Genomic DNA, 22598 nt, shown 5'->3' with positions numbered 1-22598 from the left:
TCGACGACATGCCGGGGGCGGACCGGGACGGGTTCAACGGCAGGCCCCGCCGACCGATTGCAAGCGGTCGGCGGGGCCATTGTGGCTCTTGACAGCGGATTGGGTCATATGAGCGAAAGCCCGCCAGGGCGAGCAAGGTGCCCTGAAACGAGGCGGCATTGACCTTCTGGTCATGCCGCCGAAGTTGAAAGGCAGATTGCCGCCCTGGCGGGCTTGCAGCGTCAAGTGGTTACGGCGTTTGGTAAAACGCCGTAACTAAAACCCGTGGCGCTCCAGGAAGCGGAAGGCTAGGCGGATCCAGGGACGGACCGCCACCTGCTTGTCCTCGTTGTCGACCGCGGTGTTGGCGTTGCCGAGCGAAAGGCCGTGACCACCCTGGTCGAAGACGTGCATCTCGCATGCAACGCCCTCCTCGGCCATGCGCTGCGCAAACGGGTAGACCTGCGCGATCGGCGCCGTCTTGTCGTCGGACACGCCCCACACAAAGGTCGGCGGCATCTGACGCGAAACATGCGTGGTGGGGCAGATATCGGCCAAATGCTCGTCAGTTGCCTCGCCACCCGTCACCATCGACAGGTAGTCGTTGAGCAAATCGCGCCCCGTCTTGCCGCCCGTCTTGGGCACGCGCAAGTCAATGCGCGGATCGCGCGTCTGCATGTCGCGCACATAGGCAAAGTCGAGCAGCGGATAGCCCAGCACCACGGCATCGGGACGAATGTCGTCCGGACGTGCCCCGGCAAGTGCCGCGAAGGGGCCGGTCTTCCACTGTGTTGCCAGCGAGGCGCAAATCATGCCGCCAGCAGAAAAGCCCACGACGCACACGCGCTTAGGATCGACATGCCACTCGTCGGCGTTGGCGCGCACCGTGGCGACCATCTTGGCAAGATCTGCCTGGGGGTGCGGAAAGCTCACGTCACCTGTAGAACTCGTGACATAGTTGAGCACAAAGGCCTGGTAACCGTGATCCAAAAACGCAAACGCCACAGGATCCTGCTCATGCGGAGCGATATGCGTAAACGCACCTCCGCCACAGATAATCACCGCGGGGCGGCGGCCATTCGGTTTATCGGGCAACGGCTCGGCACCCAAATACGTAAACGCCGCCGGATAATCCTCGGTCGGCTCCTCGCCCCACAGCGCATGGTTCTCGACAATCATATGTGCTCCCTTCGCGCAAATTATGCGCCCTTGTTTTTCGCCTTCAAGCGTACCCCACTTGAACCCGTGGCGCAGAAACACTCCGGCAATAAGTTTCCCTTCAACTGATATATCACATAATCCCAGTTCAGAGGTATCATTGAGCAGCGTAGAATAGGGGCGTTGACCAAGCCGCGAAACACATGTGAAACGTTTCCGGCAAACCAAACGCGCGATATGCGCCTATTTAAGTTGGAGGCAACTATGGGTCTGCTCGATTCGCTTAAGTCCACCTTCACCTCGACCGGCGAGGCGTCCGTTCCGCCCGCAGCAAGCTTCGCTACCCGCGAAGGCGTCATCTATGCCCCCGTCAACGGCGTGCTCGTCAACCTGAACGAGGTTCCCGACGAGACGATCGCCTCGGGCATGCTTGGCCAGGGCTATGGCATCGAGCCCATTACCGGCACCATCTATGCGCCCGCCAACGGCCGCATCGGTGCCACCACTGTCACCAACCACTCCATCGGCATGATCACCGAGGACGGCCTGCGCGTGTTCATCCATGTTGGCCTGGGTACCGTGGAAATGAACGGCAAGGGTTTTGCCCGCTTTGTCGAGATGGGCGATGTGGTCAAGGCAGGCCAGCCGCTCATCAGCTTCGACCGCGAGGCCATTAAGGCCGCTGGTCACGAGGACATCGTGACCGTCATCGTCTCCGAGCTAGATCGTCTTAAGAGCATCGACCATGTCGGCGAGTCTGGAACGCTTATCGGCGGCAACCCGCTCGTCAAGCTTGGCGACCCGCTGCTGGTTGCCAAGACCAAGTAGCCAGGCCCCACGCCACACAGCCAAAAGGCACCTCGTCAAGCGCCCGCGACCATTTGGCCGCGGGCGCTTTTCGTTTGAAAAACCATCCCGCCAATGCTTTATCTGTATAGCCCAAATGAGCCGAGCTGCTAGAATATCGAACTGTATGGATAACTATCATTCAACCGTTATGGGAGGATACGTGAACCGCACCAAAATCGCGCAGCTCTATGCCGATGCCGAGTCGCTCGGCGGCCAGACCGTCACCGTCGCCGGCTGGGTCAAGTCCGTCCGCGACATGAAGAACTTTGGCTTTGTTACGCTCAACGACGGCAGCTGCTTCCGCGACCTGCAGGTCGTCATGAACCGCGAGGCACTCGACAACTACGACGAGATCGCCCATCAAAACGTCTCGGCCGCACTCATTTGCACCGGCACCGTCAAACTGACCCCCGATGCACCCCAGCCTTTCGAGCTTTCTGCCACTTCCATCGAGGTCGAGGGCACGAGCGCCCCGGATTACCCGCTGCAGAAGAAGCGCGCAACCGTCGAGTTCCTGCGCACCCAGCAGCACCTGCGCCCGCGCACCAACCTGTTCCGCGCCGTGTTCCGCATCCGCTCTGTCGCGGCTGCCGCCATCCACCGCTTCTTCCAGGAGCAGGGTTTTGTCTACGTCAACACCCCCATCATCACCACGAGTGACTGCGAGGGCGCCGGCGAGATGTTCCGCGTGACCACACTCGACCCCAAAAATCCGCCCCTCACCGAGTCCGGCGAGGTCGACTGGAGCCAGGACTTCTTTGGCAAGCATGCGAGCCTCACCGTGTCCGGCCAGCTCAATGCCGAGAACTTTGCCATGGCCTTTGGCGACGTGTACACCTTTGGCCCCACTTTCCGTGCCGAGAACTCCAACACCACGCGCCACGCCGCCGAGTTTTGGATGATCGAACCTGAGATGGCCTTTGCCGACCTTAACGACTACATGGATAACGCCGAGGCCATGCTCAAGTATGTCCTCAAGGACGTCATGGCAACCTGCCCCGACGAGCTCAATATGCTCAACAAGTTTGTGGACAAGGGTCTGCTCGAGCGCCTGGACCATGTCGCCAACTCCGACTTTGCCCGCGTTACCTACACCGAGGCCGTCGAGATCCTGGAGCAGGCAGTCGCTGCTGGCCACCAGTTTGATTACCCCGTCAGCTGGGGCATCGACTTGCAGACCGAGCACGAGCGCTTCCTGACCGAGGAGCACTTTAAGCGCCCGACCTTCGTGACCGACTACCCGGCCGAGATCAAGGCGTTCTACATGCGCATGAACGAGGACGGCAAGACCGTCGCCGCCGCCGACTGCCTGGTTCCCGGTATCGGCGAGATTATCGGCGGCTCCCAGCGCGAGGAGCGCCTGGATCTGCTCGAGGCCCGCATCAAGGACCTGGGCATGAATCCCGAGCAGTACAAGTACTACCTTGACCTGCGCCGCTACGGTTCCTGCAAGCACGCCGGCTACGGTCTGGGCTTCGAGCGCTTGGTCATGTATCTGACCGGCGTGGGCAACATCCGCGACGTCCTGCCGCACCCGCGCACCGTGGGCAACGCCGACTTCTAATCGTCGGACGCTAGCTCGCGTCGCCACACGCCAACGCTCATCGCATAAGCGTCTCTCGACATCGGTCGAGAGACGCTTTTTTTCAACAGCATCCGTCAAGCTTTTGGCAAGTTTTTGGTCAGTTGAGCAGGGCTGTTGAAAACTCGACCCACCGTTTGCCGACGACTACCGACCGCCCAGAGCGCCCTGCGCCCCTGGGAAAGCCCCACGTCCTAGGCTCCATACCGTCGTCACCCAAAACGGAAAGGACGTGGGCACGATGACCGAAGCCGCTGTTGAAACCTACGACACCACGACGAGGGGCGCCGCCTCGATGGCAGCCTATCGCGCCGTTCGCATCCTGCAACTATTAAGCGAAAACACCGGCGAGGACAAGGCCATGCTTTCCGATGAGTTGATCCGGCGCCTCGCCCATCCCGACGACCCCGCCCGCATGCCCATCTCGGCGGCGCGGCGCAGCATCTACACCGCCATCTCCGCGCTTCGCCATGCCGGATATGAGATTGAATACAAGCGCGGCGTGGGGTATCGGCTCTTGACCCGTCCACTCACCGACGAGGAGATCATCCGGCTCCACGGTATGGTCATGCGCAACCGCTCCACGCCTATCGCCATCCGCAAGAGCATGGCGCAGCACTTAGTTGCCATGGCGAGTGCCGACGTTCGCGGCTATCTCGATACACCCGAACCTGCTCCAAGCGCAGGCAGCAAGGCTACCAAGGCAACACGCACGCCCATCAAGCGCATCGACACGTGCGAGCTCGTCGAGCAGGCCATCGACCACGGAACCACGGTGAGTTTTGATATTTCGAGCGTCACGACGCGTGGCGAAACCGAAGCAGCACGGATGACACTCCGTCCCTTTGCCATCAGGCAGCGCGATGGCATCTCGTATCTGCTGGGAACGGTCTACGACGCCCGAGGCGCCGATGACACGTTGCGTACCGTAGAGATTGGCCGAATGAGAAACGTCACCACACGTCTCCTCGACGGCAAGAAGCTCTTCGCCGCCCTAGACGAGGACGACGCCTCCTCCGCCGCATAAGACCCTCCGCCGCCCATTCGACTACCCGTACCGCCCATCCGATTCTGTATTAAAAAACCCGCCAGGCTGTTGTAAAAATGGACATCAGCGCTACTATAGTTCCACTTGCACTTTGTCCCAGTGCAGTGTTTCCAGCCATTTTTATACTGGGGGTAATGATATGAAGGACATCACCATCAGCCGCAGGAGCCTTCTGGTCTCCGCCGGCCTGCTCGCGCTCGCCCCGCTCGCCGGATGCGGCGGCAACTCTGGCTCCGGCTCTGCTGCCGCCGGTTCCGACTACACCATCGGCGTTCTGCAGCTCACCGAGCACTCCGCACTCGATGCCGCCAACGACGGCTTTGTCAAGGCCATCAAGGAGAGCGGCCTTAAGGTCAAGATCGACCAGAAGAACGCCCAGAACGACCAGTCCACGTGTAAGTCCATTGCCGACAAGTTTGTGGGCGACAACGTCAACCTGATTTATGCCATCGCCACGCCCGCCGCGCAGGCTGCCGCCGGCGCCACGGCCGATATCCCCATCGTGGGCTGCGCCATCACCGACTACGCCGCCTCCGGCCTGGTCCAGGACAACGACAAGCCCGGCACCAACGTCACGGGCGCTTCCGACCTCACCCCGGTCGCCGAGCAGCTCGAGATGATGCAGAAGGTCCTGCCCGACGTTAAAAAGGTCGGCCTGCTCTACTGCACCGCCGAGTCCAACTCCGACGTCCAGATCAAGGCCGCCAAGAAGGAGCTCGACAAGCTGGGCCTCGAGTACACTGACTTCACCGTCTCGAGCTCCAACGAGATTCAGTCCGTCGTCGAGTCTGCCGTGGGCAAGGTCGACGCGCTGTACTCCCCCACCGACAACACCATCGCCGCGGGTGCCTCGCAGGTCGGCCAGATCTGCAAGGAAAACAAGCTTCCCTTCGTGACTGGCGAGGAGGGTATGTGCATGGCCGGCGGCCTGTTTACCCTCTCCATCAACTATGAGGACCTGGGCTACGCCGCGGGCGAGATGGCCGTTAAGATCCTGAAGGGCGAGGCCAAGCCCGAGGATATGCCGATCAAGCACCTCTCGAGCAAGGACCTGGTCGTCGTCAAGAACGACGAAATGGCCGAGGCCCTGGGCATCGACCTTTCCGCCCTGGACGCGTAATGCCATACGCGGCATGCGTCTAGAGCCCGTGCTCGCGCTTTAGCCGCGTTATTCAATATCTGAGCCACAGGGGCGGGCGCTGTAGACCGGCGTCCGCCCTGCTTGTTTCAGGTAAAACAAAACGTCTGTCCGTAACTCTTCTATGCATTGTTACCGCTATTATGGTGAATCACGTGTCCACCCTATCCTAGGAGGTATGAAGCATGCTCATTGCATTGCAGGGCGCCGTTTCGCAGGGCGTCCTCTGGGGCATTATGGTGCTTGGCGTGTTTATCACGTTCCGCCTGCTCGACATTCCCGATATGACCTGCGACGGCAGCTTTGCCCTCGGCGGCTGCGTCTGCGCTGTGCTCATCGTCAATAACAACGTCGACCCGCTGTTCGCCGTGCTGGCCGGTATGTGCGCCGGCGCCATCGCGGGCGCCGTCACGGGCATTTTGACCACCGTCTTTGAGATTCCTGCGATCCTCGCCGGAATCCTCACCCAGATCAGCCTGTGGTCCATCAACCTGCGCATCATGGGCAAGTCCAATACGCCCATTCTTGCCAAAGGCACCGTGTTCTCGGCCGTCAGCAATATGACCGGTCTGCCGCAGTCCACCGTTGCCATCATCTTGGGCATCCTGCTCGCCGTGGCTATCGTTGCCATCCTGTATTGGTTCTTTGGCACCGAGATCGGCTCGGCGCTGCGAGCCACCGGCAACAACGAGTACATGATCCGCGCTCTGGGCGTCAACACCAACTCCACCAAGATGATCGCCCTCGTGCTCTCCAACGCCCTCATCGGCCTTTCGGGCGCGCTCATCTGCCAGAGCCAAAAGTATGCCGACATTGGTATGGGCACCGGTGCCATCGTTATCGGTCTTGCCGCCATTGTTATCGGCGAGGTGCTCGGCCGTCTGCTTCCCGGCGGCCTCACGCAGTTTAGCGTCCGTCTTGCCTCCGCCGTCTTTGGCTCCGTGGTGTACTTCCTTATCCGCGCCATCGTGCTGCAGTTGGGCATGGACGCCAACGACATGAAGCTGCTCTCCGCCGTGATCGTCGCCGTGGCCCTGTGCGTGCCCGTGGTTTGGGAGCGCTATAAGCTCCGCAGCTCCTACACGAAGGGGGATGAGGCAGATGCTTAAGCTCTCGCACGTCAAGAAGACCTTTAACAAGGGCACCGTCACCGAGAAGCGCGCGCTCACCGGCGTCGACCTCACCCTGAATGACGGCGACTTTGTAACCGTGATCGGCGGCAATGGCGCCGGCAAGTCCACGCTGCTCAACATGATCGCCGGCGTGTACCCGCTCGATTCGGGCGTTATTGAGCTCGACGGCACCGATATCTCGCGCCTGAGCGAGTCGCAGCGCGCCAAGTACCTGGGCCGCGTGTTTCAGGACCCCATGCGCGGTACCGCTGCCGACATGCAGATCGCCGAGAACCTGGCCCTCGCCAAGCGTCGCGGCCAGCGTCGCGGCCTTTCGTGGGGCGTTACCAAGGCCGAGAAGGACGAGTACGTTGAGCTGCTCAAGCGCCTGGACCTTGGTCTGGACACACGCCTCAACGCCAAGGTCGGCCTGCTCTCGGGCGGCCAGCGCCAGGCACTCACCCTGCTGATGGCCACGCTCACCAGGCCGCGCCTGCTGCTGCTCGACGAGCACACTGCGGCCCTCGACCCCAAGACGGCCTCTAAGGTGCTCAACCTGACCGAGGAGATCGTCGACGAGAACCACCTGACCACGCTCATGGTCACGCACAACATGAACGACGCCATCCGTCTGGGCAACCGTCTGATCATGATGCACGAGGGCCATGTGATCTACGACGTGGCGGGCGATGAGAAGAAGTCGCTCACCGTGGCCGACCTGCTGCAGAAATTCGAGGAGGTCTCGGGCGGCGAGCTCGCCAACGACCGCATGCTGCTAAGCTAAACCTACCAAAAAGGGACAGGTTTATTTTGGCAGGTTTTATCTGCGCAAACGTCAAAACCGCCGCTAAGGGACAAGCGCCCTTGCGGCGGTTTTCGCATATTATGTCGATAATCCGATATTCAACCAGACATTCTGGCTAAGGACTAAGGAAACTGCCATGAAAAGACCTCTTCCCCGTCTTGCTTGACCGCCGCACTCCTTACCGGCGTGCTCGCCGGCGCCCCAGCTTACGCCACCGCGACCGCCCCATCTCAAGTTATCGGCCCGTCCGATGTGATCGGACGGGCTTTTTGGTGGGTATCATGGTTGAATGATCATTAGGAGGTTTTCCCTACATGGAATTGTTTGAGCCGATTCTTCATTTCTTTGAGCAATGGTGGGTCCACAACATCATCTGGGCCGGCATCTTGGCAATAGGCACGGCAATCGCCACCAAAGTCGTTTCCAAGACGCTGCGCCACCTACTCAACCGCGACGATAACCCGCTTCCAGCATCGAGCATCTTCATCAACATCGCTCGCGCCGTCATCTGGATGATCGGCGGCAGCTTTATCCTCGACAACTGCTTTGGCATTAACGCAAACGCGCTCGTCGCCGCTCTTGGCGTCGGCGGCATCGCCATCTCCCTGGGCTTTCAGGACACGCTCTCAAACCTTATCGGCGGCATGCAGGTGACCTTTATGGGCATCATCAAGCCTGGCGACAACATCGAGGTCGGTGGTGTATCAGGCGTGGTCCAGGACATCACCTGGCGCCACACGACCATCGAAGATGCCTGCGGGCAGACTATCATCGTCCCCAACTCCAACATCTCCAAGAACACGCTCGTGCATTTGATGCCCTTTGGGCGCGTAGCCGTCCCCGTCGCGGTGAAAGACCCCTCAAAATGGGCTTCGCTCGACGCACTGGCAGACGAGCTGACCAGCGCCACTAAAACGGCCGTCTCGCCCATCTCGGGTTTTGACAAGGAGCCGTATGTGCTCTTTAGCGAGATCGGCGACTTTGGCATTAAGGGCAAGATCATCTTTATCGTCAGCGACGACAGCACTACTTTCACGGCAGCCGACGCCTGCATCCGCGCCATCGCCCCCATCATCGCCTAAACCACCACAAAGGGGACGGGCACCTTTGTGGTGGTTTCGCATCGTGGTACCATGGTTCATATCGTTGTTTAAACGACTAAGGGAGTAGACACCATGGAAGAGGCCTATCGTCAAGCACGCAAGCGCGGCGAGCAAGGACGTCGACGCGCCATTAGTCAAAGCGAGCATCCGTACCTCACGGACCTCGATAGCTTGGTCGCCCAGCTCCCCTTAGGTCAGCGAGAGAGCGTCGGCCTAAGGGACATTCCGCTCGAAATGGTCGTCGGTACGGTTACTAAAGGCCGTCAGTCCGCCTTTTCATGCAACTTTATGCCCTTGCTGCCGTTTAGCACCGAGTTCGCCCGCAAGTGGTCCAACCTCTACGACATCCAGGTGACCGAGGGCTATCGCGATCCCGTCATCGTCACCGAGTTCATGCATCGGTTTTACGTCCAAGAGGGCAACAAGCGCGTCAGTGTCCTCAAATTCCTGGACGCCCCGACGGTTTCGGCCAAGGTCACCCGTCTCTACCCCGGCACATGGGATTCCGTCGAAAGCCGCCTGTACGGTGAGTTCTGCGCGTTTTGGCGCGTCTGCCCCCTATACGAGATCGAGTTCTCACGCGAGGGAAGCTACGAGACGCTCGCCAAGATGCTCGGTCAGGACCTTATCGAAAAATGGCCGCAGAAAAAGGTCGACTACCTGCGCCACACCTTCTTACTCTTTAAGCGCGCCTACCTTCGCGCGGGCGGCGACCACCTGGACATTACGCCCGCCGACGCCATGCTCGTCTACCTCAATGTGTACAACCAGGACCGCCTGCTGGATACACCGACGGATATCGTCGTAAACCGCCTGTGCAAGATCTGGCGCGAGCTGGTCATTGCCGGCAAAAATAACGAGGACAAGGTAGATCTTGTCGAAGCACCGAGCGTCGATGAGGAGGAGTCGCCCGCCAAGTCCACCTCCGGCGTGCTCAGCTTCTTTATGGGCAAGACCGTCTATTCGGCGGCCAACCCCCTGCGCATCGCCTTTATCCATGAGTTCCCCTGTGCGACGTCGAGCTGGGACAGCCTGCACGACCAAGGGCGTCAGTATCTCGATGAGCACTTTGGCGGTATCGTGCGCACCGAGGCGTTCGAGGACTGCCATGATCCGGACGCGTTCTACGCCGCCGTGGAAACGGCTGTCAAACATGGAGCAAACGTCATCTTCTCGACCTCGCACCGCCTGATGGAATACACGCTCAGGGCTGCCGTTGAGTATCCCCGGGTTCGGTTCCTCAACTGCTCTATCGGTCTTCCCCATCAAAGCGTCCGTTCGTACTTTGGCAAGATGTACGAGGCCAAGTTCCTCCTGGGCGCCCTTGCCGCCAGCATGGCGGACAACCACCGCATCGGTTACCACGCGTCGGTCTTTGCCTCGGGCGCACTCAGCGAAATCAATGCCTTTGCGATTGGCGCCTCGCTGCTCGACCCCCGTGCGCAAATTATCCTGACCTGGGGCGATGTGCCTGCCGGTGGCCTTGCCGAGGCCATGTGCCGCGAAGGCGTGAGCGTCATGACCGGCGCCGACATGTCAAAGTCGCTCGAAGATCCCACGGCCTACGGACTTCACCGCCTGATCGATGGCAAGGTTGCCGGCATTGCCATGCCGGTGTGGAACTGGGGCCGATATTACGAGCTTATCGTGCGAAGTCTGCTGCATGGCACCTGGGACGAGACCAGTGACGACAGCCGGGTCCGCGCCGTCAACTACTGGTATGGCATGAGCTCGGGCGTTATCGATATTCGCTACGCTCCGGGCCTGCCCTATCAGACGCGCAAGCTTGTTCAGCTACTCCGCAATGGCATCGTCGAGGGCTCCATCAATCCATTTGGCGGCGAGCTCCATAGCCAAGACGGCGTGGTGCAGATCGAGGGCTTTCCCCCACTGCCGAGCACTCAAATCGTCGAGATGGACTGGTTGGCCGACAACGTGGTGGGCACCATTCCGCAGCCCAACGATGAGCCGAAGGTCCACGCCCTATGAAAATCCTTGCCATAGCCGATACCGAAGAACGATGCCTATGGGAGTGCTTTCGCAAGGAACGCATTGAGGGTGTCGACCTGATTTTGTCCGCTGGCGATCTGGACCCGGATTATCTTGAGTTTTTGGTCACCGTCATCAACAAACCGCTCATCTACGTTCGCGGCAATCACGATGACCGCTACGCGCGTCATGCACCAGGCGGCTGTATCTGTATCGAAGACTCCGTTTACGTGTATCGCGGCGTCCGCATTGCGGGGCTTGGCGGCTCCATGCGCTACCGAGATGGCGCCAACATGTACACCGAGCGCGAGATGGCCAAGCGCGTGCGCAAGCTGTCACGCAAAGTGAGGATGGTCGGCGGCTGCGACATCCTGCTGACCCATGCGCCCGCCGCCGGCATGGGCGATCTGGACGATCTGCCACATCGAGGATTTGAATGCTTTAACACAGCGCTCGAATCCTGGAATCCCGACTACATGGTGCACGGGCATGTACACCAAAGCTACGGCTACGATTTTCAGCGCGAGCGGCAGCATGTGTGTGGAACGACGATCATCAACGCCTGCGGCTATACGCAGTTTGAGCTCGATCAGACGCGCTACCCCATCCGTGGCTGGCAGGCAGCCTGGCTCAATTCGCAAACCATGCGCCGCGAGCTCAAACGCCACGATGCCATCGAGTCCTCAACAGCCAGAACACCCTGGTAACCACCACAAAGGGGACACCGTCCCCTTTGTGGTGCTTTTGACGCGATAGCAAGAAACCCGGTCCTGCACAAGGCAGAACCGGGTTTCTTTAGCAATGCTTGCTTTGATCAGGCAGTAACTAGCAGTTACTCAGCCAGGAAGTCACGCTGGACAGCGGGATCGACCTTGACGCCAGGGCCCATGGTGGAAGACACGGAGATGGACTTGACGTACTTGCCCTTAGCAGAAGAGGGCTTGACGCGCAGGATCTCGGTGTACAGGGCAGCGTAGTTCTCAACGAGCTGCTGCTCAGAGAAGGACTTCTTGCCCAGGGGCACGTGGCAGATGCCGTAGCGGTCGGCGCGGTACTCAACGCGGCCAGCCTTGAGCTCGGAGACCATCTTGGCAACGTCCATGGTCACGGTGCCGAGCTTGGGGTTCGGCATGAGGCCACGGGGACCAAGGATCTTACCGATGCGGCCAACCTTGGCCATCATGTTCGGCGTAGCGATAGCGGCGTCGAAGTTGATCTCGCCCTTCTGAATCTGGGCGACGAGCTCGTCGGAACCGATGATGTCGGCGCCGGCAGCCTCGGCCTCGCGGGCCTTCTCGCCCTCGGCGAAGACGGCAACACGAACGGTCTTGCCGGTGCCGTGGGGCAGGGAGATGGAACCACGGATGTTCTGGTCAGCCTTACGAGTATCGATGCCCAAACGGAAGTGGGCCTCGACGGTCTCGTCGAACTTGGCGGTGTCGAGCTCCTTGAGGAGCTTGGCAGCCTGAAGGGGGGTGTAGAGCGTCGCGCGGTCGATCTTCTCGGCAGCAGCGTTATAGCTCTTACCATGCTTAGCCATGTGTATTACCTCCTGTGGTTAAACGGGCGTGAGCCCTCCCACATCGTATCGTGTGCCCTATTGCACACATTTAACGGCCGCCCCGGTCGGAGCACCCGTCGTTACCATAAGAAATCGCTACTCAGCGATGGTGACGCCCATGGAACGGGCGGTACCGGCGATGATCTTCTTGGCGGCGTCAATGTCGTTTGCATTGAGGTCCGGCATCTTGATCTCGGCGATCTTGGTGAGCTGCTCCTGGGAGAGCTGACCAACCTTGTCGGCCTGGGGCTTAGCGGAACCAGACTTGAGGTTCAGCTCCTTCTTGATGAGGTGAGCCGCCGGCGGGGTCTTGGTGATGAAGGAGAAGGACTTATCCTCGTAGACAGTGATCTCAACGGGGATGATGTCGCCCTTCTTGTCCTGCGTCTCGGCGTTAAAGGCCTGGCAGAACTGCATGATGTTCACGCCAGCAGCGCCCAGGGCGGGGCCGACGGGAGGAGCGGGGTTTGCTGCACCAGCAGGAATCTGGAGCTTAATGACGTTGGCAACCTTCTTCTCAGCCATGGTCATTCCTTTCGAATCACGAGTGTGAAGTACTTGCTATATCGTAAGCACGCACGTGTTAGAAGCACTCCTGAGATGAGCAGTCACAGAAGAAGCACGCTCGCGCGAACGGACGAAAACTTAAGCGATGACAGCGACCTGGTTAAAGTCGAGCTCGACCGGCGTCTCGCGGCCAAAGATCATCAGCGTGACCTTGAGCTTGCCAGCCTCGGTGTTAACCTCGGAGACCTTGCCATCAAAGTCGGTAAGCGGGCCATCGGTGACGCGGACGGACGTGCCGACCTGAATATCAACCGAGGTGCGCTTGGGCGAATCGCCCTTACCGGGACGACGAGTCATCTTGTTGTACTCGTCGCGGGAAAGCGGAGCGGGCTTGCCGTTGCCGCCTAGGAAACCGGTGACGCCGGGCGTGTTGCGAACACACGTCCAAGCATCGTCATCCATCTCCATGCGGACCAGGACATAACCCGGGAAAATCTTGGAATCCTTGGTCTCGCGCTTGCCACCCTCTTTAATCTCGGTGACGCGCTCCATAGGAATCTCGATATCAAAGATACGGTCCTGCATGCCCATGGTCTCGATACGATGCTCGAGATCGGACTTTACGCGGTTCTCGTATCCGGAGTAAGTGTGAACGACGTACCAACGCTTAGACATGGTTTAGCCCCTCAATCCAGAGAACAGAGCAAGAGCCTCGCCAAAGCCAGCATCGAGCAGAGCGATGACGACGCCGACGACGACCAGAGAAGCGCAAACGACGACCGAGTAGTTCACGAGCTCCTTCTTATCGGGCCACGTGACACGCTTCATCTCGGACTTGACCGAAGCGAAATACTTCTTGGTGCGGGCGAAGAAACCAGGCTTCTCGTTCTTCTTGGACTTCGCAGCCTTCTCGTTCTTCTTGGCAACGGCCTTCTTGGCCTCAACCTTGGAGTTGGCGGCAGCTTTGTTGGCAGGTGCCGGCTGCTGAGCCTTCTTCTTGTTCTTCTTGTTGGCCATTTGGGTTACCTCCGCGCAATGCGCTTATACATGAGTAAACCGTAAGCCCCCAAGTGGGAGCTTACGGAATAATGACTGGCACGCCAGGAAGGACTCGAACCCTCAACACTCGGTTTTGGAGACCGATGCTCTACCAATTGAACTACTGGCGTATGTGACTAGAGACTAGCGAGTCTCTTTGTGCAGCGTGTGGTGACGGCACCAGGGGCAATACTTCTTGATCTCCATACGATCAGGCATGGTCGACTTGTTCTTGGTGGTCGTATAGTTGCGGCGCTTGCACTCAGTGCACGCAAGAGTAACTAGAGTACGCATGTATCCTGAACCTTTCATTTCCGCCCCGTACGGGCACGAGTTGTTACTTTATCAGCTCCACGTAAGTGCTGTCAATGAAAACCTCGAGTCAATTGGTTCTCGGTGGATCCATTCATATTTGGAACACATCAATGAAGCCATCGAGATCTAATCGACGGTGCATCCAGGACCATTATCGATCCTCTCGAAACCAGCAACGGCTCAATATCCATTGCAGAAAAGAACCCGGCACCCATATAAGTGCCGGGTTCTCTAAGTCAGCTATATCAAAGAGCTAATTTACTCAATGATCGTGGAGACGATGCCCGAACCGACGGTGTGGCCACCCTCGCGGATAGCGAAGCGCAGGCCCTCCTCCATGGCGATCGGGTGGATGAGGTCGCCCTCGATGGTGATGTGGTCACCAGGCATAGCCATCTCGGTGCCCTCGGGGAGCTTGACCGTACCGGTAACGTCGGTGGTACGGAAGTAGAACTGAGGACGATAACCATCGAAGAACGGGGTGTGACGGCCGCCCTCCTCCTTGGTCAGAACGTAGATCTCGCCGGTGAACTTGGTGTGCGGGGTAACCGAACCGGGCTTGCAGAGAACCTGGCCGCGCTCGATGTCCTCGCGCTTGATGCCGCGGAGCAGCAGACCGACGTTGTCGCCAGCCTCGCAGAAGTCCATGGACTTACGGAACATCTCGATACCGGTAACGACGGTGTTCTGGGTATCCTTGATGCCGACGATCTCGACGGGCTCGTTGAGCTTGAGCTCACCGCGCTCGACACGGCCGGTAGCAACGGTACCACGGCCGGAGATGGTCATAACGTCCTCAACGGCCATCAGGAACGGGAGGTCGTTGTTACGAGCAGGCGTCGGGATGTACTCGTCGACGGCCTTCATGAGCTCGCGAATGGCGTCCATCCACTTGGCGTCGCCCTCGAGAGCGCCCAGAGCGGAACCACGGATGACGGGGATGTCGTCGCCGGGGAAATCGTACTCGGAGAGGAGCTCACGGGTCTCCATCTCGACGAGGTCGATGAGCTCGTCATCGTCGACCATGTCGCACTTGTTCAGGAAGACGACGATGTAGGGAACGCCGACCTGACGGGCGAGCAGGATGTGCTCGCGGGTCTGAGCCATGGGGCCGTCGGTAGCGGCGATGACCAGGATAGCGCCGTCCATCTGAGCAGCACCGGAGATCATGTTCTTGACGTAGTCAGCGTGGCCCGGGCAGTCAACGTGAGCGTAGTGACGGGCAGCGGTCTCGTACTCGACGTGGGAGACGGAGATCGTAATGCCGCGCTCGCGCTCCTCGGGAGCCTTGTCGATGTTCTCGAACGCAGTGAAGTCAGCCTTGCAGCCCTCGGTCTCGGAGAGAACCTTGGTGATGGCGGCGGTCAGCGTGGTCTTGCCGTGGTCGACGTGACCAATGGTGCCGATGTTAACATGCGGCTTAGTGCGCTCAAACTTCTCTTTGGCCATAAAGCCCTCCTCTTAACAGGTCGTCCCCGGACGGGACTTTGCCTTTATACCATAGTGGCCTCTCAACATACTATTGAGAAGCCACCGTGTTACCTATGGTAGCGGTGACTGGATTCGAACCAGTGACGCCACGGGTATGAACCGTGTGCTCTAACCAACTGAGCTACACCGCCGGATGGAGCCTGCAACCAGACTTGAACTGGTGACCTCTTCGTTACCAACGAAGTGCTCTACCGACTGAGCTATACAGGCACTTGACGGGTGGGAGCTATAGGATTCGAACCTATGTAGGCAGAGCCAACGGGTTTACAGCCCGTCCCCATTAACCACTCGGGCAAACTCCCAATCGTTCAAGTATCCGCAGGTTCTTTGGTCTTTTGGACCGCCGCCCCCGCGAACGAAAAAGATAATACGATGCAACCTTGGGGGCTGTCAACGAAAACCTCTAGATACACGGTTCCGGGCGTATCTATATACCTTTGACCTGCTGTTTTGTTGAGTTGGGATATGAGGGACGGTGGTTTTGGATACTGAGGTGACGTTTCCCAAGGTAACACTTTGCTGTAGTGGAGTACACCTTTAGTATCGAACTTCGATAACAGCCTATTTGCACCTATATATAGGTCGAGATCGGGGCTTCCCAGACAGAAGATTGCTCTTCCCAGCAAAATCGAGCGTGGATAATCCACGCTCGATCAGGAGGACTGGGACCGGTCCGCCCTTTGTCTCGATCTCTAACATTTAGAGAATATTTTCTCCCCTATCTGTTACAGATCGAGATATTACGCATCTCCCTCAGCTTACGTCTCATTCTGTAACAACTAGAACGGTTTTCAGCCTCTTCGTGTTACAGATCGAGACAAACCTGAAGCTTGTTTGGCGCCACACCCGCTGACTTATAGACATAAATAGAAACGGGCCCTGTCCCACAAGGGAACAGAGCCCGAAACTCTCATGGAGCCAGTGACAGGAATCGAACCTGCAACCCACTGATTACATCGCATTCCATTCTGGTTAATAGCGTCCATCTGCGACTATAGCGACCGTATCCTCGCCTTTTTCTTTCGTTTTCTGCTTATAGTCTCACTTGAGACGTCTCCGAAACAGTCAAATTGCACACTCATTGCACACGCGATTGCACACGGAGGGACAATGGAAGAGAAATATACCACCTCGTCTATTTATAAGTTTAAGGACGATCGCTGGCGCGCACAGTTCCCCTATTTGGAGAACGGCATCTGGCATAAGAAGACTCAGCTCTTGGAACATCGAGGGCGCGATAAAGGCAGAAGCCATAAGCATCGCGATGCCGCCATGCTCGAGGCCGAATCCATCCGCGCATCTCTCAATGAGAAGGCCACCGCAGAAGCAGCTGAACCCAAGGGGCTTGGTATCACCGTTTCAAAGCTCGTGACATGCTATATCGATATCGAGTGCGCGGACGTCGCGCGCTCCACGGCGACCGGATACCACGGCATGCTCCGCCGGAATATCGAACCGTATCTCGGTGATGTCCCATTGGAAGACCTTACGGAAGAGGATGTTCAGGAATGGATAACAGCGATCGCCTCAACCCACGCACGGTCCACCGCCTGCAACTCCCTACGGTTGTTACGAGGCTCGCTCAAATATGGAATGCGAAAGAAATGGATTGACGAAAACGTGGCCTCTTGGGCAAAAGTCCCCAAAAACGAAGACGTGAACTACGGTCTACCGAATTCGCTTACAACCAAAGAGCGAACCAGGGTCTTGAACACTCTGAACGCCTCCATAGATATCCCAGCGATGCTTGCAGCCAAGATAGCGCTCTACACGGGATTGCGGCGCGGCGAGCTCTGCGCCCTGAAATGGAAAAACGTGAACTTTAAATCCGCAACGATCCGAGTCGAGGCCGCGATTGGGCACACAGATAACGAGTTCTATATCAAGGGCCCCAAGAGCATTAGCAGCCGGCGCGCTATCCCCAACTGCCCGAAAGACCTTATGAAAGACCTTGCGAAGCGCGAGGCCGACATGAAGTCCGAATGCGCGAATCTGGGCGTTGAGTTCAGCGACGAACTGTTTGTCCTCGGCTTTCCGGACGGTTCCTTCTTGAAACCGCCCAGGATCAACGACGCTTGGCGGGCCTTGGCAAAAGCCTTGAAGCTCCATGGCGTCTTGAACAAGAACACCGTCACCTTCCACGACCTCAGGCACAGCTTCGCAACGTACGCCGTCTCCAACGGAATCGATCCGAGAACCCTCGCAAGCCTCATGGGGCACTCGAAGGCGTCAATGACACTCGACAGATACGCCAGCGCCGATCCAAAAGCCACCGCATCGGCCATGAGAACTCTTGGACGCTTATATAAAGAGTAACTTGCTTCATAACAAGGAGGGAAACAGCCGTGACTCGGAGGCCCGGCTTTAACCGGGCCTCTTCTTGTTATCTCGGCTTTTCAACGCCTTTTTGGTCCATAGTGTCCGCCATGCCCGTACTTTGACGAATGCCGGTAGCGTCGTGTCAGACTGCGAAATGAAAGAACACGGCAAATTCCAGAAAGGAGGCCAAAATGAAAGTCAAAGAAAAGCGTATCGGGGTCGACGACTTCCGCAGTATGCCGGATATCGTCGATCCGCTGCCGGTCGCGCACCTGCTCGGTATCAGCGACCGCTCCGTCTACCGTCTCTGCCAGAACGGGACATTCAAAGCCGTGAAATGCGGCAAGTTGTGGCGAATCAACCGCGACAGCGTGCTCAGCTATATCGGAGTCACTATCGACCGAACCGAATGCCCGTCAACCAACATCAATTAAAAACGACCATTACATGGGGTCCGAGAGGCCCCTCTTTATTATAAGGAGGCCCTATGGTCGGAACTAAAACAGTCAGCGTGAAGCTCGATTCCAAGCTCTATGCCGCCCTCAAGACTCGGGCCGAACTCAACAAGTCCAACGTCAGCGACGAGATCCGCTCGCTCCTGCGCTCGGCGCTCGCCGCAGAGGAGCTCGACCTCTACGGCAACGAGGTCGCGGGCTTCATCCGCGGCGTCGTCGACGCGCGCATGGACGTCGCCGCGCTCGACATCGAGCGCAAGCTCGACGCCACCGAGGACCGCATCGCCGCGGTCCTCTCGCGCCCCATGACCGCCGCCATCATGGCCGGCCTCATGTCGGCCGACGTCCTCAAGGCCTCCTACGCCTCGCTCGACGACGTCCCCGTCGCGGACATCTGGAAGAACTACCTCGCGCAGGCCGGCGAGCTCAGCCGCGCCGGACTCGGCCGCATCGACGAGGTGAAGCTCCACGCGCGCGAGCGCGCCGATGGCTAGCCCGCCCGTCATCGTCAACCACTCCGTCGTCCGCGCGGCGGCGTCCGCGAGGGCGACCGCCGCGGGCCTGGCGGCATACGCCGGCACCCGCCGCGGCGTCGTCATCGAGGTCAGCGAGGCCGACGGCAGGAGGCTCGGCGTGGACGGCCTGGCCGCCTACGCCGCGAACAGGACCGGCTCGACCGGCGGCCTCTGGGGCGCGGACGGCCCGGTCGCCGTGGCGGAGGCGAGGCGCGCCATCGCCCAAAACGGCGGCGCCGTGCTCACCACCGTCGTCACGGTCCCGAACGAAATGGCCCCAGGTGCCGGACTCGACCGCCTGGACGCCTGGCAGGCGCTGGTGCGCTCCGAGTGGCCGAGGCTCTTCTCCGAGATGACCGGTGTGCCCGAGAGCCGCGTGGAGTTCTACGCGGCGATGCACATCAACGACACGAGCCACCACGTCCACATCCTCACGGTCGACCGTGAGGGCGACTGGGACTCCCTGCTGCCCAAGGGGAAGATGGAGGCGGCGCGGCTCGAGATCTCCTCGAAGGCCATGGCACCGCTGCTGCGGGAGGCCTACATCGAGCGCGACCTCGCGAGGGAGGCGGCGCTGGACGCCGTCGCCCGCATCGACCGGAGCCGCCTTGACATCGAGTTGCCACGCGACGGCAGAATCGAGGCCGCGCACCTCAGGCGGTTCCACCCGGAGACCTCCGCCGCGCTGAGGGAGGCCCTCGACCGGGCGGCCTCCGACTCCCCCGCACTCGGCGGCGCACTGGACCGCCACAGGAAGGCCGTCGAGAGGTGCGCCGACCTCAAGTGCCTGACCGGGGAGGCGCGGGACGTCTATGTTCGCAGGGCCGCCGACGACTTCGGCCTCCGCTGCGAGAACGCCGCCCTGCGCGTCATGGCCCCCGACAGGGCCCCGAAGCGTGACATGCGGCCGGCGCGGCGCGGCGCGCCCGAAACCGGTCCCGCCACGGAGAGGCGGCGGGAGGCCGGCCTCGCCACCGAGGCCCGGGCCTGTATCCCGAAAAGACGCCTTGAGGCAATCGACCGAAAGGTCGTCCGCGGTCAGTCGATCGAACGCAACGACCTAAAGGGGTGCCCCACGGCGGAGAAAATCTTCCGGCAGGTGCCGTCGGCCGGCCCGGCCCTCGGACGCGCAGCCGCGATGACGGCCTTCATCGCAAGGGAGGCCACGCGGGACGCCGGCGGCCGCGACATGGGGGACGAGGCCGGAGAGAGGGCCCTGCGGCTCATCGCCTCGGCCCTGCGGATCCTGGCATCCGGCGGCACCGGGCCGTCGAGTGCCCCGACCGTGAAGATTGCGAACAGGATAGAAAGGACAATGAGAAGATGAAGCCCAAATCCTTCAATCGCGACATGAAAAGGGAGCTCGCCGACACGCTGGCTGCCCACGGCATAATCGCCGGCGTCGCCGCCATCGCGACCGTCAGCGCGTGGGATTATGCGAGCTGGTGGATGACATCGCTCGCCTCCGACCTCTCCACCCTGTTGCACTTGCAGGTTGGCGACCCGGGGGCCGAGCCCGACACCGTCCTCCGCAACCCGTTGGATACGCTCGCCGACACGTTGGCAACCGGGAAAGTGGGCGGGCTGCTGGCCGCGGTCGCAACCGTCGCAGCCACCATCATGGTCCTCGGCCTCGTCTCGTGGGCACGTTCGTGGCTGAGGCTCCACGACGGGACGTTCGCCGGCGATCGCGCGCCCACGCGCACGCACGGGGACGCCTGGCTCGAATCGCGCCCGTCCAGGGTCGCAAGGCGGTGCCCTCCCTGGGACGGGAAGGCCGCCGCGGAGGGGCTCGTGGCGGCCGGCTGCATCGGCGGCGAGATCGCGATGGTCCCCGCCGTCCACTGCCTCATAAGGGCGGGCAGCGGCGCGGGCAAGACGAGGAGGTCTCTAGCGATCAGCGTGGCCGCCGCGATCGACCGCAACGCCCACGGAATCCCGACGTCCGTCATCGTCCACGACCCGAAGTCCGAGATCCGCGCATGGACCGAGCCGCTCGCCAGGAGGGCCGGGATGGAGGTCGTCGCCATCCGGCTCGACAAGCCCGTCAGGTCGGCGAGGTTCAATCCCCTCGACCGCGCCATCTCGGCACTCGGCGCCGAGGGCGTCGCCGGCGCCGTGGCGGAGCTCCGCGAGCTGTCGTCCGCCATCGTGCCCGACGCCTTCTCCTCGGGCCAGAGGTTCTTCACGGACGCCAGCCGCAACCTGCTGACCGGCCTCTGCCCGCTCGCGATTACGGACGGGCGGATCCCCGACGGCGCGCGGAACCTCTCGACCGTGCTCGCGCTCCTGGAACCCCGCGACGGGAAGAGCGCCGTGAAGTCGCTGGAGGAGCTCGCCGCGGACCTGCCGGCGGGAAACCCGGCGCGCCAGTTCCTCCTCGTCGCCTCGTCGAACGGCGGCGGAGGGGAGGCCCTCGTCTCCACCGCGCGCAACTACCTCATGTCCTTCTGCGACGACGACGTCAGCCGAATGCTCTGGGACGGCGAGGTCGACCTCGCATCGGTCGGGCGCAAGCCCACCATCCTCTACATCGCCAGCGCGACGGACCGAGGGGACCGCGGCGCGCTCGTCTCGTGCATCTTCTCCCAGGCGCTGTCGGCGCTGCGCGAGACCGCGCGCCTGTCCGGCGGCAAGCTGCCGGCCGAGACCCTGCTCGCCATCGACGAGGGGTCCGGGATCCCCAAGATCCCCCGCCTCCTCGGCGATCTCGCGGAGGTCCGCAGCATCGGGCTGCACGTCGTCTTCGTGCTCCAGAACACCCGCCTGCTCGAGGCCCGGTGCGGCTACTCCAGGGCGGAGTCGGACGCGCTGCTGGCGCTGCTCGGCACCCAGGTCGTCCTCTCGGTTGAGTCCGTCGGCGAGGCAGAGGAGATCAGCAAGCGCCTCGGCGACTACAGCGTGAGGACGACCGGGCAGAGCTCGACCAAGGGCACGCAGAGCTCCTCGTCCGGCAAGTCGTTCTCCGTGGCGCGCCGCCCGCTGATCACCCCATCGGAGCTCATGGCCTGGAGCGCGCGCGAGAACGGCGCGCTCGTGATCGACGCGGAGGGACCGATGGCGCTCGCCAGCCGCGACATCACCGAGACGTTCTTGGGGCCGCTGCTGGGCATGACGTCGCCGGAGGCCGAGGGCGCGCTGCTCGCGCGGGCGCTCGAGGGGGAGGTCCGCAACGACGCCCCGGCACCGGTCTGGCGTATCCCGGAGAAGCCGAAAAAGCCCAAGGGGTCGCCGTCCGGCGGCAGGAAGCGCAAGGTGTCCGCGGCGCCCGACGGGTTCTGACGCGTCATACGGCCCTGCCCGCGCAAACGGCCCTCCGTCATACGGCGCTCGGGGCGCGTATGACGGAGGGCCGCCGTCGCCTTTCCGGCTTGACCGGCAACGCTGCCAGCGGAAACGAACTCGGCCCGCCGAGTTGCGCCGCAAAATCCCGGGCGCCCGTAGTGCGCCCTTATCCTGCTCCCACCGTCCAAGGCACTTGGGCGGCGGGAGTTCCGCATCCCCGGGAATCAGAACCACCCTTAAAAAGGGTGGTTTGCTCTTAGGGTATAACCCACGGGCCCCGGGCTCGCGTCTAAAGGCGCGGGCCCGGACTTCGTCCAGGCCTAGTGCATCTTGACCCGTGGCGCGCCGG

General features: G+C 60.7%; 21 protein-coding genes and 4 tRNA genes. 14 read left to right on the top strand and 11 right to left on the bottom strand.

What is annotated here, in order from left to right:
* Positions 1-255: 255 nt before the first annotated feature.
* Positions 256-1158, bottom strand: a complete 903-nt coding sequence (locus AAA021_RS09335) for an alpha/beta hydrolase (protein ID WP_349089009.1) — start codon at positions 1156-1158, stop codon at positions 256-258.
* A gap of 243 nt (positions 1159-1401) precedes the next feature.
* Between AAA021_RS09335 and AAA021_RS09330 the strand changes: the two genes are divergently transcribed.
* The 9 genes from AAA021_RS09330 (at position 1402) to AAA021_RS09290 (ending at position 11470) form a co-directional block, all read left to right on the top strand.
* Positions 1402-1965 (top strand): PTS glucose transporter subunit IIA, encoded by a 564-nt coding sequence (locus AAA021_RS09330; RefSeq protein ID WP_040359007.1) that lies wholly within the window; start codon positions 1402-1404, stop codon positions 1963-1965.
* A 181-nt stretch (positions 1966-2146) separates the two neighbouring features.
* Positions 2147-3550, top strand: coding sequence for an asparagine--tRNA ligase (asnS, locus tag AAA021_RS09325; RefSeq protein ID WP_022093883.1), 1404 nt, complete (start codon positions 2147-2149; stop codon positions 3548-3550).
* A gap of 259 nt (positions 3551-3809) precedes the next feature.
* A complete protein-coding gene (locus AAA021_RS09320; protein WP_022093884.1) occupies positions 3810-4595 on the top strand; it encodes a hypothetical protein in 786 nt (261 codons plus the stop codon).
* A gap of 160 nt (positions 4596-4755) precedes the next feature.
* Positions 4756-5736, top strand: a complete 981-nt coding sequence (locus AAA021_RS09315) for an ABC transporter substrate-binding protein (protein ID WP_022093885.1) — start codon at positions 4756-4758, stop codon at positions 5734-5736.
* 203 nt (positions 5737-5939) lie between these two features.
* A complete protein-coding gene (locus tag AAA021_RS09310; RefSeq protein WP_055309412.1) occupies positions 5940-6863 on the top strand; it encodes an ABC transporter permease in 924 nt (307 codons plus the stop codon).
* The gene (locus AAA021_RS09305) at positions 6856-7650 is read left to right on the top strand and encodes an ATP-binding cassette domain-containing protein (protein WP_055250279.1); all 795 of its coding nucleotides are present in this window, start codon (positions 6856-6858) and stop codon (positions 7648-7650) included. Before AAA021_RS09310 ends, AAA021_RS09305 begins: the two co-directional genes overlap by 8 nt.
* Before the next feature lie 335 nt (positions 7651-7985).
* Complete coding sequence (locus tag AAA021_RS09300; RefSeq protein WP_349089006.1) at positions 7986-8753, top strand: mechanosensitive ion channel domain-containing protein; 768 nt, start codon at positions 7986-7988, stop codon at positions 8751-8753.
* A gap of 93 nt (positions 8754-8846) precedes the next feature.
* Positions 8847-10763, top strand: coding sequence for a BMP family ABC transporter substrate-binding protein (locus AAA021_RS09295; protein ID WP_349089004.1), 1917 nt, complete (start codon positions 8847-8849; stop codon positions 10761-10763).
* Positions 10760-11470, top strand: a complete 711-nt coding sequence (locus tag AAA021_RS09290; protein WP_349089001.1) for a metallophosphoesterase — start codon at positions 10760-10762, stop codon at positions 11468-11470. Before AAA021_RS09295 ends, AAA021_RS09290 begins: the two co-directional genes overlap by 4 nt.
* Positions 11471-11595: 125 nt before the next feature.
* Here the strand turns inward: AAA021_RS09290 and rplA are convergent, their stop codons facing one another.
* From rplA to AAA021_RS09240, 10 genes are all read right to left on the bottom strand, one after another.
* Positions 11596-12303: a 50S ribosomal protein L1 gene (rplA, locus tag AAA021_RS09285; RefSeq protein WP_055309416.1), complete on the bottom strand. Its 708-nt coding sequence runs from the start codon at positions 12301-12303 to the stop codon at positions 11596-11598.
* A 117-nt stretch (positions 12304-12420) separates the two neighbouring features.
* The gene (rplK, locus tag AAA021_RS09280; RefSeq protein WP_055285217.1) at positions 12421-12849 is read right to left on the bottom strand and encodes a 50S ribosomal protein L11; all 429 of its coding nucleotides are present in this window, start codon (positions 12847-12849) and stop codon (positions 12421-12423) included.
* A 120-nt stretch (positions 12850-12969) separates the two neighbouring features.
* Positions 12970-13506 carry a transcription termination/antitermination protein NusG gene (gene nusG / locus AAA021_RS09275; RefSeq protein WP_006234984.1) on the bottom strand — a complete coding sequence of 179 codons (537 nt, stop codon included), beginning with the start codon at positions 13504-13506 and terminating at the stop codon, positions 12970-12972.
* Positions 13507-13509: 3 nt separating this feature from the next.
* Positions 13510-13848, bottom strand: coding sequence for a preprotein translocase subunit SecE (gene secE / locus AAA021_RS09270; protein ID WP_055285218.1), 339 nt, complete (start codon positions 13846-13848; stop codon positions 13510-13512).
* Between the two features lie 76 nt (positions 13849-13924).
* Positions 13925-14000, bottom strand: a tRNA-Trp gene (locus AAA021_RS09265).
* A 13-nt stretch (positions 14001-14013) separates the two neighbouring features.
* A complete protein-coding gene (gene rpmG, locus AAA021_RS09260; protein WP_022093895.1) occupies positions 14014-14163 on the bottom strand; it encodes a 50S ribosomal protein L33 in 150 nt (49 codons plus the stop codon).
* 279 nt (positions 14164-14442) lie between these two features.
* On the bottom strand, positions 14443-15633 hold the full coding sequence (gene tuf / locus AAA021_RS09255; RefSeq protein ID WP_035137538.1) for an elongation factor Tu: 1191 nt from the start codon (positions 15631-15633) through the stop codon (positions 14443-14445).
* Positions 15634-15729: 96 nt separating this feature from the next.
* A tRNA-Met gene (locus AAA021_RS09250) sits at positions 15730-15806 on the bottom strand.
* A 3-nt stretch (positions 15807-15809) separates the two neighbouring features.
* A tRNA-Thr gene (locus AAA021_RS09245) sits at positions 15810-15885 on the bottom strand.
* A gap of 10 nt (positions 15886-15895) precedes the next feature.
* Positions 15896-15977: transfer RNA gene (locus tag AAA021_RS09240), tRNA-Tyr, on the bottom strand.
* 808 nt (positions 15978-16785) lie between these two features.
* Between AAA021_RS09240 and AAA021_RS09235 the strand changes: the two genes are divergently transcribed.
* The 5 genes from AAA021_RS09235 (at position 16786) to AAA021_RS09215 (ending at position 22246) form a co-directional block, all read left to right on the top strand.
* On the top strand, positions 16786-17991 hold the full coding sequence (locus tag AAA021_RS09235) for a tyrosine-type recombinase/integrase (RefSeq protein WP_349088998.1): 1206 nt from the start codon (positions 16786-16788) through the stop codon (positions 17989-17991).
* A gap of 194 nt (positions 17992-18185) precedes the next feature.
* A complete protein-coding gene (locus AAA021_RS09230) occupies positions 18186-18428 on the top strand; it encodes a helix-turn-helix domain-containing protein (protein ID WP_349088996.1) in 243 nt (80 codons plus the stop codon).
* Between the two features lie 53 nt (positions 18429-18481).
* Positions 18482-18943 carry a hypothetical protein gene (locus tag AAA021_RS09225; protein ID WP_349088994.1) on the top strand — a complete coding sequence of 154 codons (462 nt, stop codon included), beginning with the start codon at positions 18482-18484 and terminating at the stop codon, positions 18941-18943.
* Positions 18936-20291 carry a hypothetical protein gene (locus tag AAA021_RS09220; RefSeq protein ID WP_349088993.1) on the top strand — a complete coding sequence of 452 codons (1356 nt, stop codon included), beginning with the start codon at positions 18936-18938 and terminating at the stop codon, positions 20289-20291. The genes AAA021_RS09225 and AAA021_RS09220 overlap by 8 nt, the downstream gene beginning before the upstream one ends.
* On the top strand, positions 20288-22246 hold the full coding sequence (locus tag AAA021_RS09215) for a type IV secretory system conjugative DNA transfer family protein (protein WP_349088992.1): 1959 nt from the start codon (positions 20288-20290) through the stop codon (positions 22244-22246). Before AAA021_RS09220 ends, AAA021_RS09215 begins: the two co-directional genes overlap by 4 nt.
* Positions 22247-22598 lie beyond the last annotated feature (352 nt).

Origin of the sequence: Collinsella sp. CLA-JM-H32, assembly GCF_040098165.1 — a bacterium.
Classification (GTDB): domain Bacteria; phylum Actinomycetota; class Coriobacteriia; order Coriobacteriales; family Coriobacteriaceae; genus Collinsella.
The sequence above is the reverse complement of the archived record's forward strand: the minus strand, read 5'-3'. Positions and strand labels throughout refer to the sequence as shown.

What these genes read in the sequence shown, in the direction of transcription:
- AAA021_RS09320 (WP_022093884.1), top strand. Translation starts at nt 3,810, where the DNA reads ATGACCGAAGCCGCTGTTGAAACCTACGACACCACGACGAGGGGCGCC.
- rplA (WP_055309416.1), bottom strand. Translation starts at nt 12,303, where the DNA reads ATGGCTAAGCATGGTAAGAGCTATAACGCTGCTGCCGAGAAGATCGAC.
- secE (WP_055285218.1), bottom strand. Translation starts at nt 13,848, where the DNA reads ATGGCCAACAAGAAGAACAAGAAGAAGGCTCAGCAGCCGGCACCTGCC.
- AAA021_RS09215 (WP_349088992.1), top strand. Translation starts at nt 20,288, where the DNA reads ATGAAGCCCAAATCCTTCAATCGCGACATGAAAAGGGAGCTCGCCGAC.
- AAA021_RS09220 (WP_349088993.1), top strand. Translation starts at nt 18,936, where the DNA reads ATGGCTAGCCCGCCCGTCATCGTCAACCACTCCGTCGTCCGCGCGGCG.
- AAA021_RS09290 (WP_349089001.1), top strand. Translation starts at nt 10,760, where the DNA reads ATGAAAATCCTTGCCATAGCCGATACCGAAGAACGATGCCTATGGGAG.
- AAA021_RS09330 (WP_040359007.1), top strand. Translation starts at nt 1,402, where the DNA reads ATGGGTCTGCTCGATTCGCTTAAGTCCACCTTCACCTCGACCGGCGAG.
- rpmG (WP_022093895.1), bottom strand. Translation starts at nt 14,163, where the DNA reads ATGCGTACTCTAGTTACTCTTGCGTGCACTGAGTGCAAGCGCCGCAAC.
- nusG (WP_006234984.1), bottom strand. Translation starts at nt 13,506, where the DNA reads ATGTCTAAGCGTTGGTACGTCGTTCACACTTACTCCGGATACGAGAAC.
- tuf (WP_035137538.1), bottom strand. Translation starts at nt 15,633, where the DNA reads ATGGCCAAAGAGAAGTTTGAGCGCACTAAGCCGCATGTTAACATCGGC.
- AAA021_RS09315 (WP_022093885.1), top strand. Translation starts at nt 4,756, where the DNA reads ATGAAGGACATCACCATCAGCCGCAGGAGCCTTCTGGTCTCCGCCGGC.
- AAA021_RS09305 (WP_055250279.1), top strand. Translation starts at nt 6,856, where the DNA reads ATGCTTAAGCTCTCGCACGTCAAGAAGACCTTTAACAAGGGCACCGTC.
- AAA021_RS09230 (WP_349088996.1), top strand. Translation starts at nt 18,186, where the DNA reads ATGAAAGTCAAAGAAAAGCGTATCGGGGTCGACGACTTCCGCAGTATG.
- AAA021_RS09295 (WP_349089004.1), top strand. Translation starts at nt 8,847, where the DNA reads ATGGAAGAGGCCTATCGTCAAGCACGCAAGCGCGGCGAGCAAGGACGT.
- AAA021_RS09310 (WP_055309412.1), top strand. Translation starts at nt 5,940, where the DNA reads ATGCTCATTGCATTGCAGGGCGCCGTTTCGCAGGGCGTCCTCTGGGGC.
- AAA021_RS09225 (WP_349088994.1), top strand. Translation starts at nt 18,482, where the DNA reads ATGGTCGGAACTAAAACAGTCAGCGTGAAGCTCGATTCCAAGCTCTAT.
- rplK (WP_055285217.1), bottom strand. Translation starts at nt 12,849, where the DNA reads ATGGCTGAGAAGAAGGTTGCCAACGTCATTAAGCTCCAGATTCCTGCT.
- AAA021_RS09335 (WP_349089009.1), bottom strand. Translation starts at nt 1,158, where the DNA reads ATGATTGTCGAGAACCATGCGCTGTGGGGCGAGGAGCCGACCGAGGAT.
- AAA021_RS09235 (WP_349088998.1), top strand. Translation starts at nt 16,786, where the DNA reads ATGGAAGAGAAATATACCACCTCGTCTATTTATAAGTTTAAGGACGAT.
- AAA021_RS09300 (WP_349089006.1), top strand. Translation starts at nt 7,986, where the DNA reads ATGGAATTGTTTGAGCCGATTCTTCATTTCTTTGAGCAATGGTGGGTC.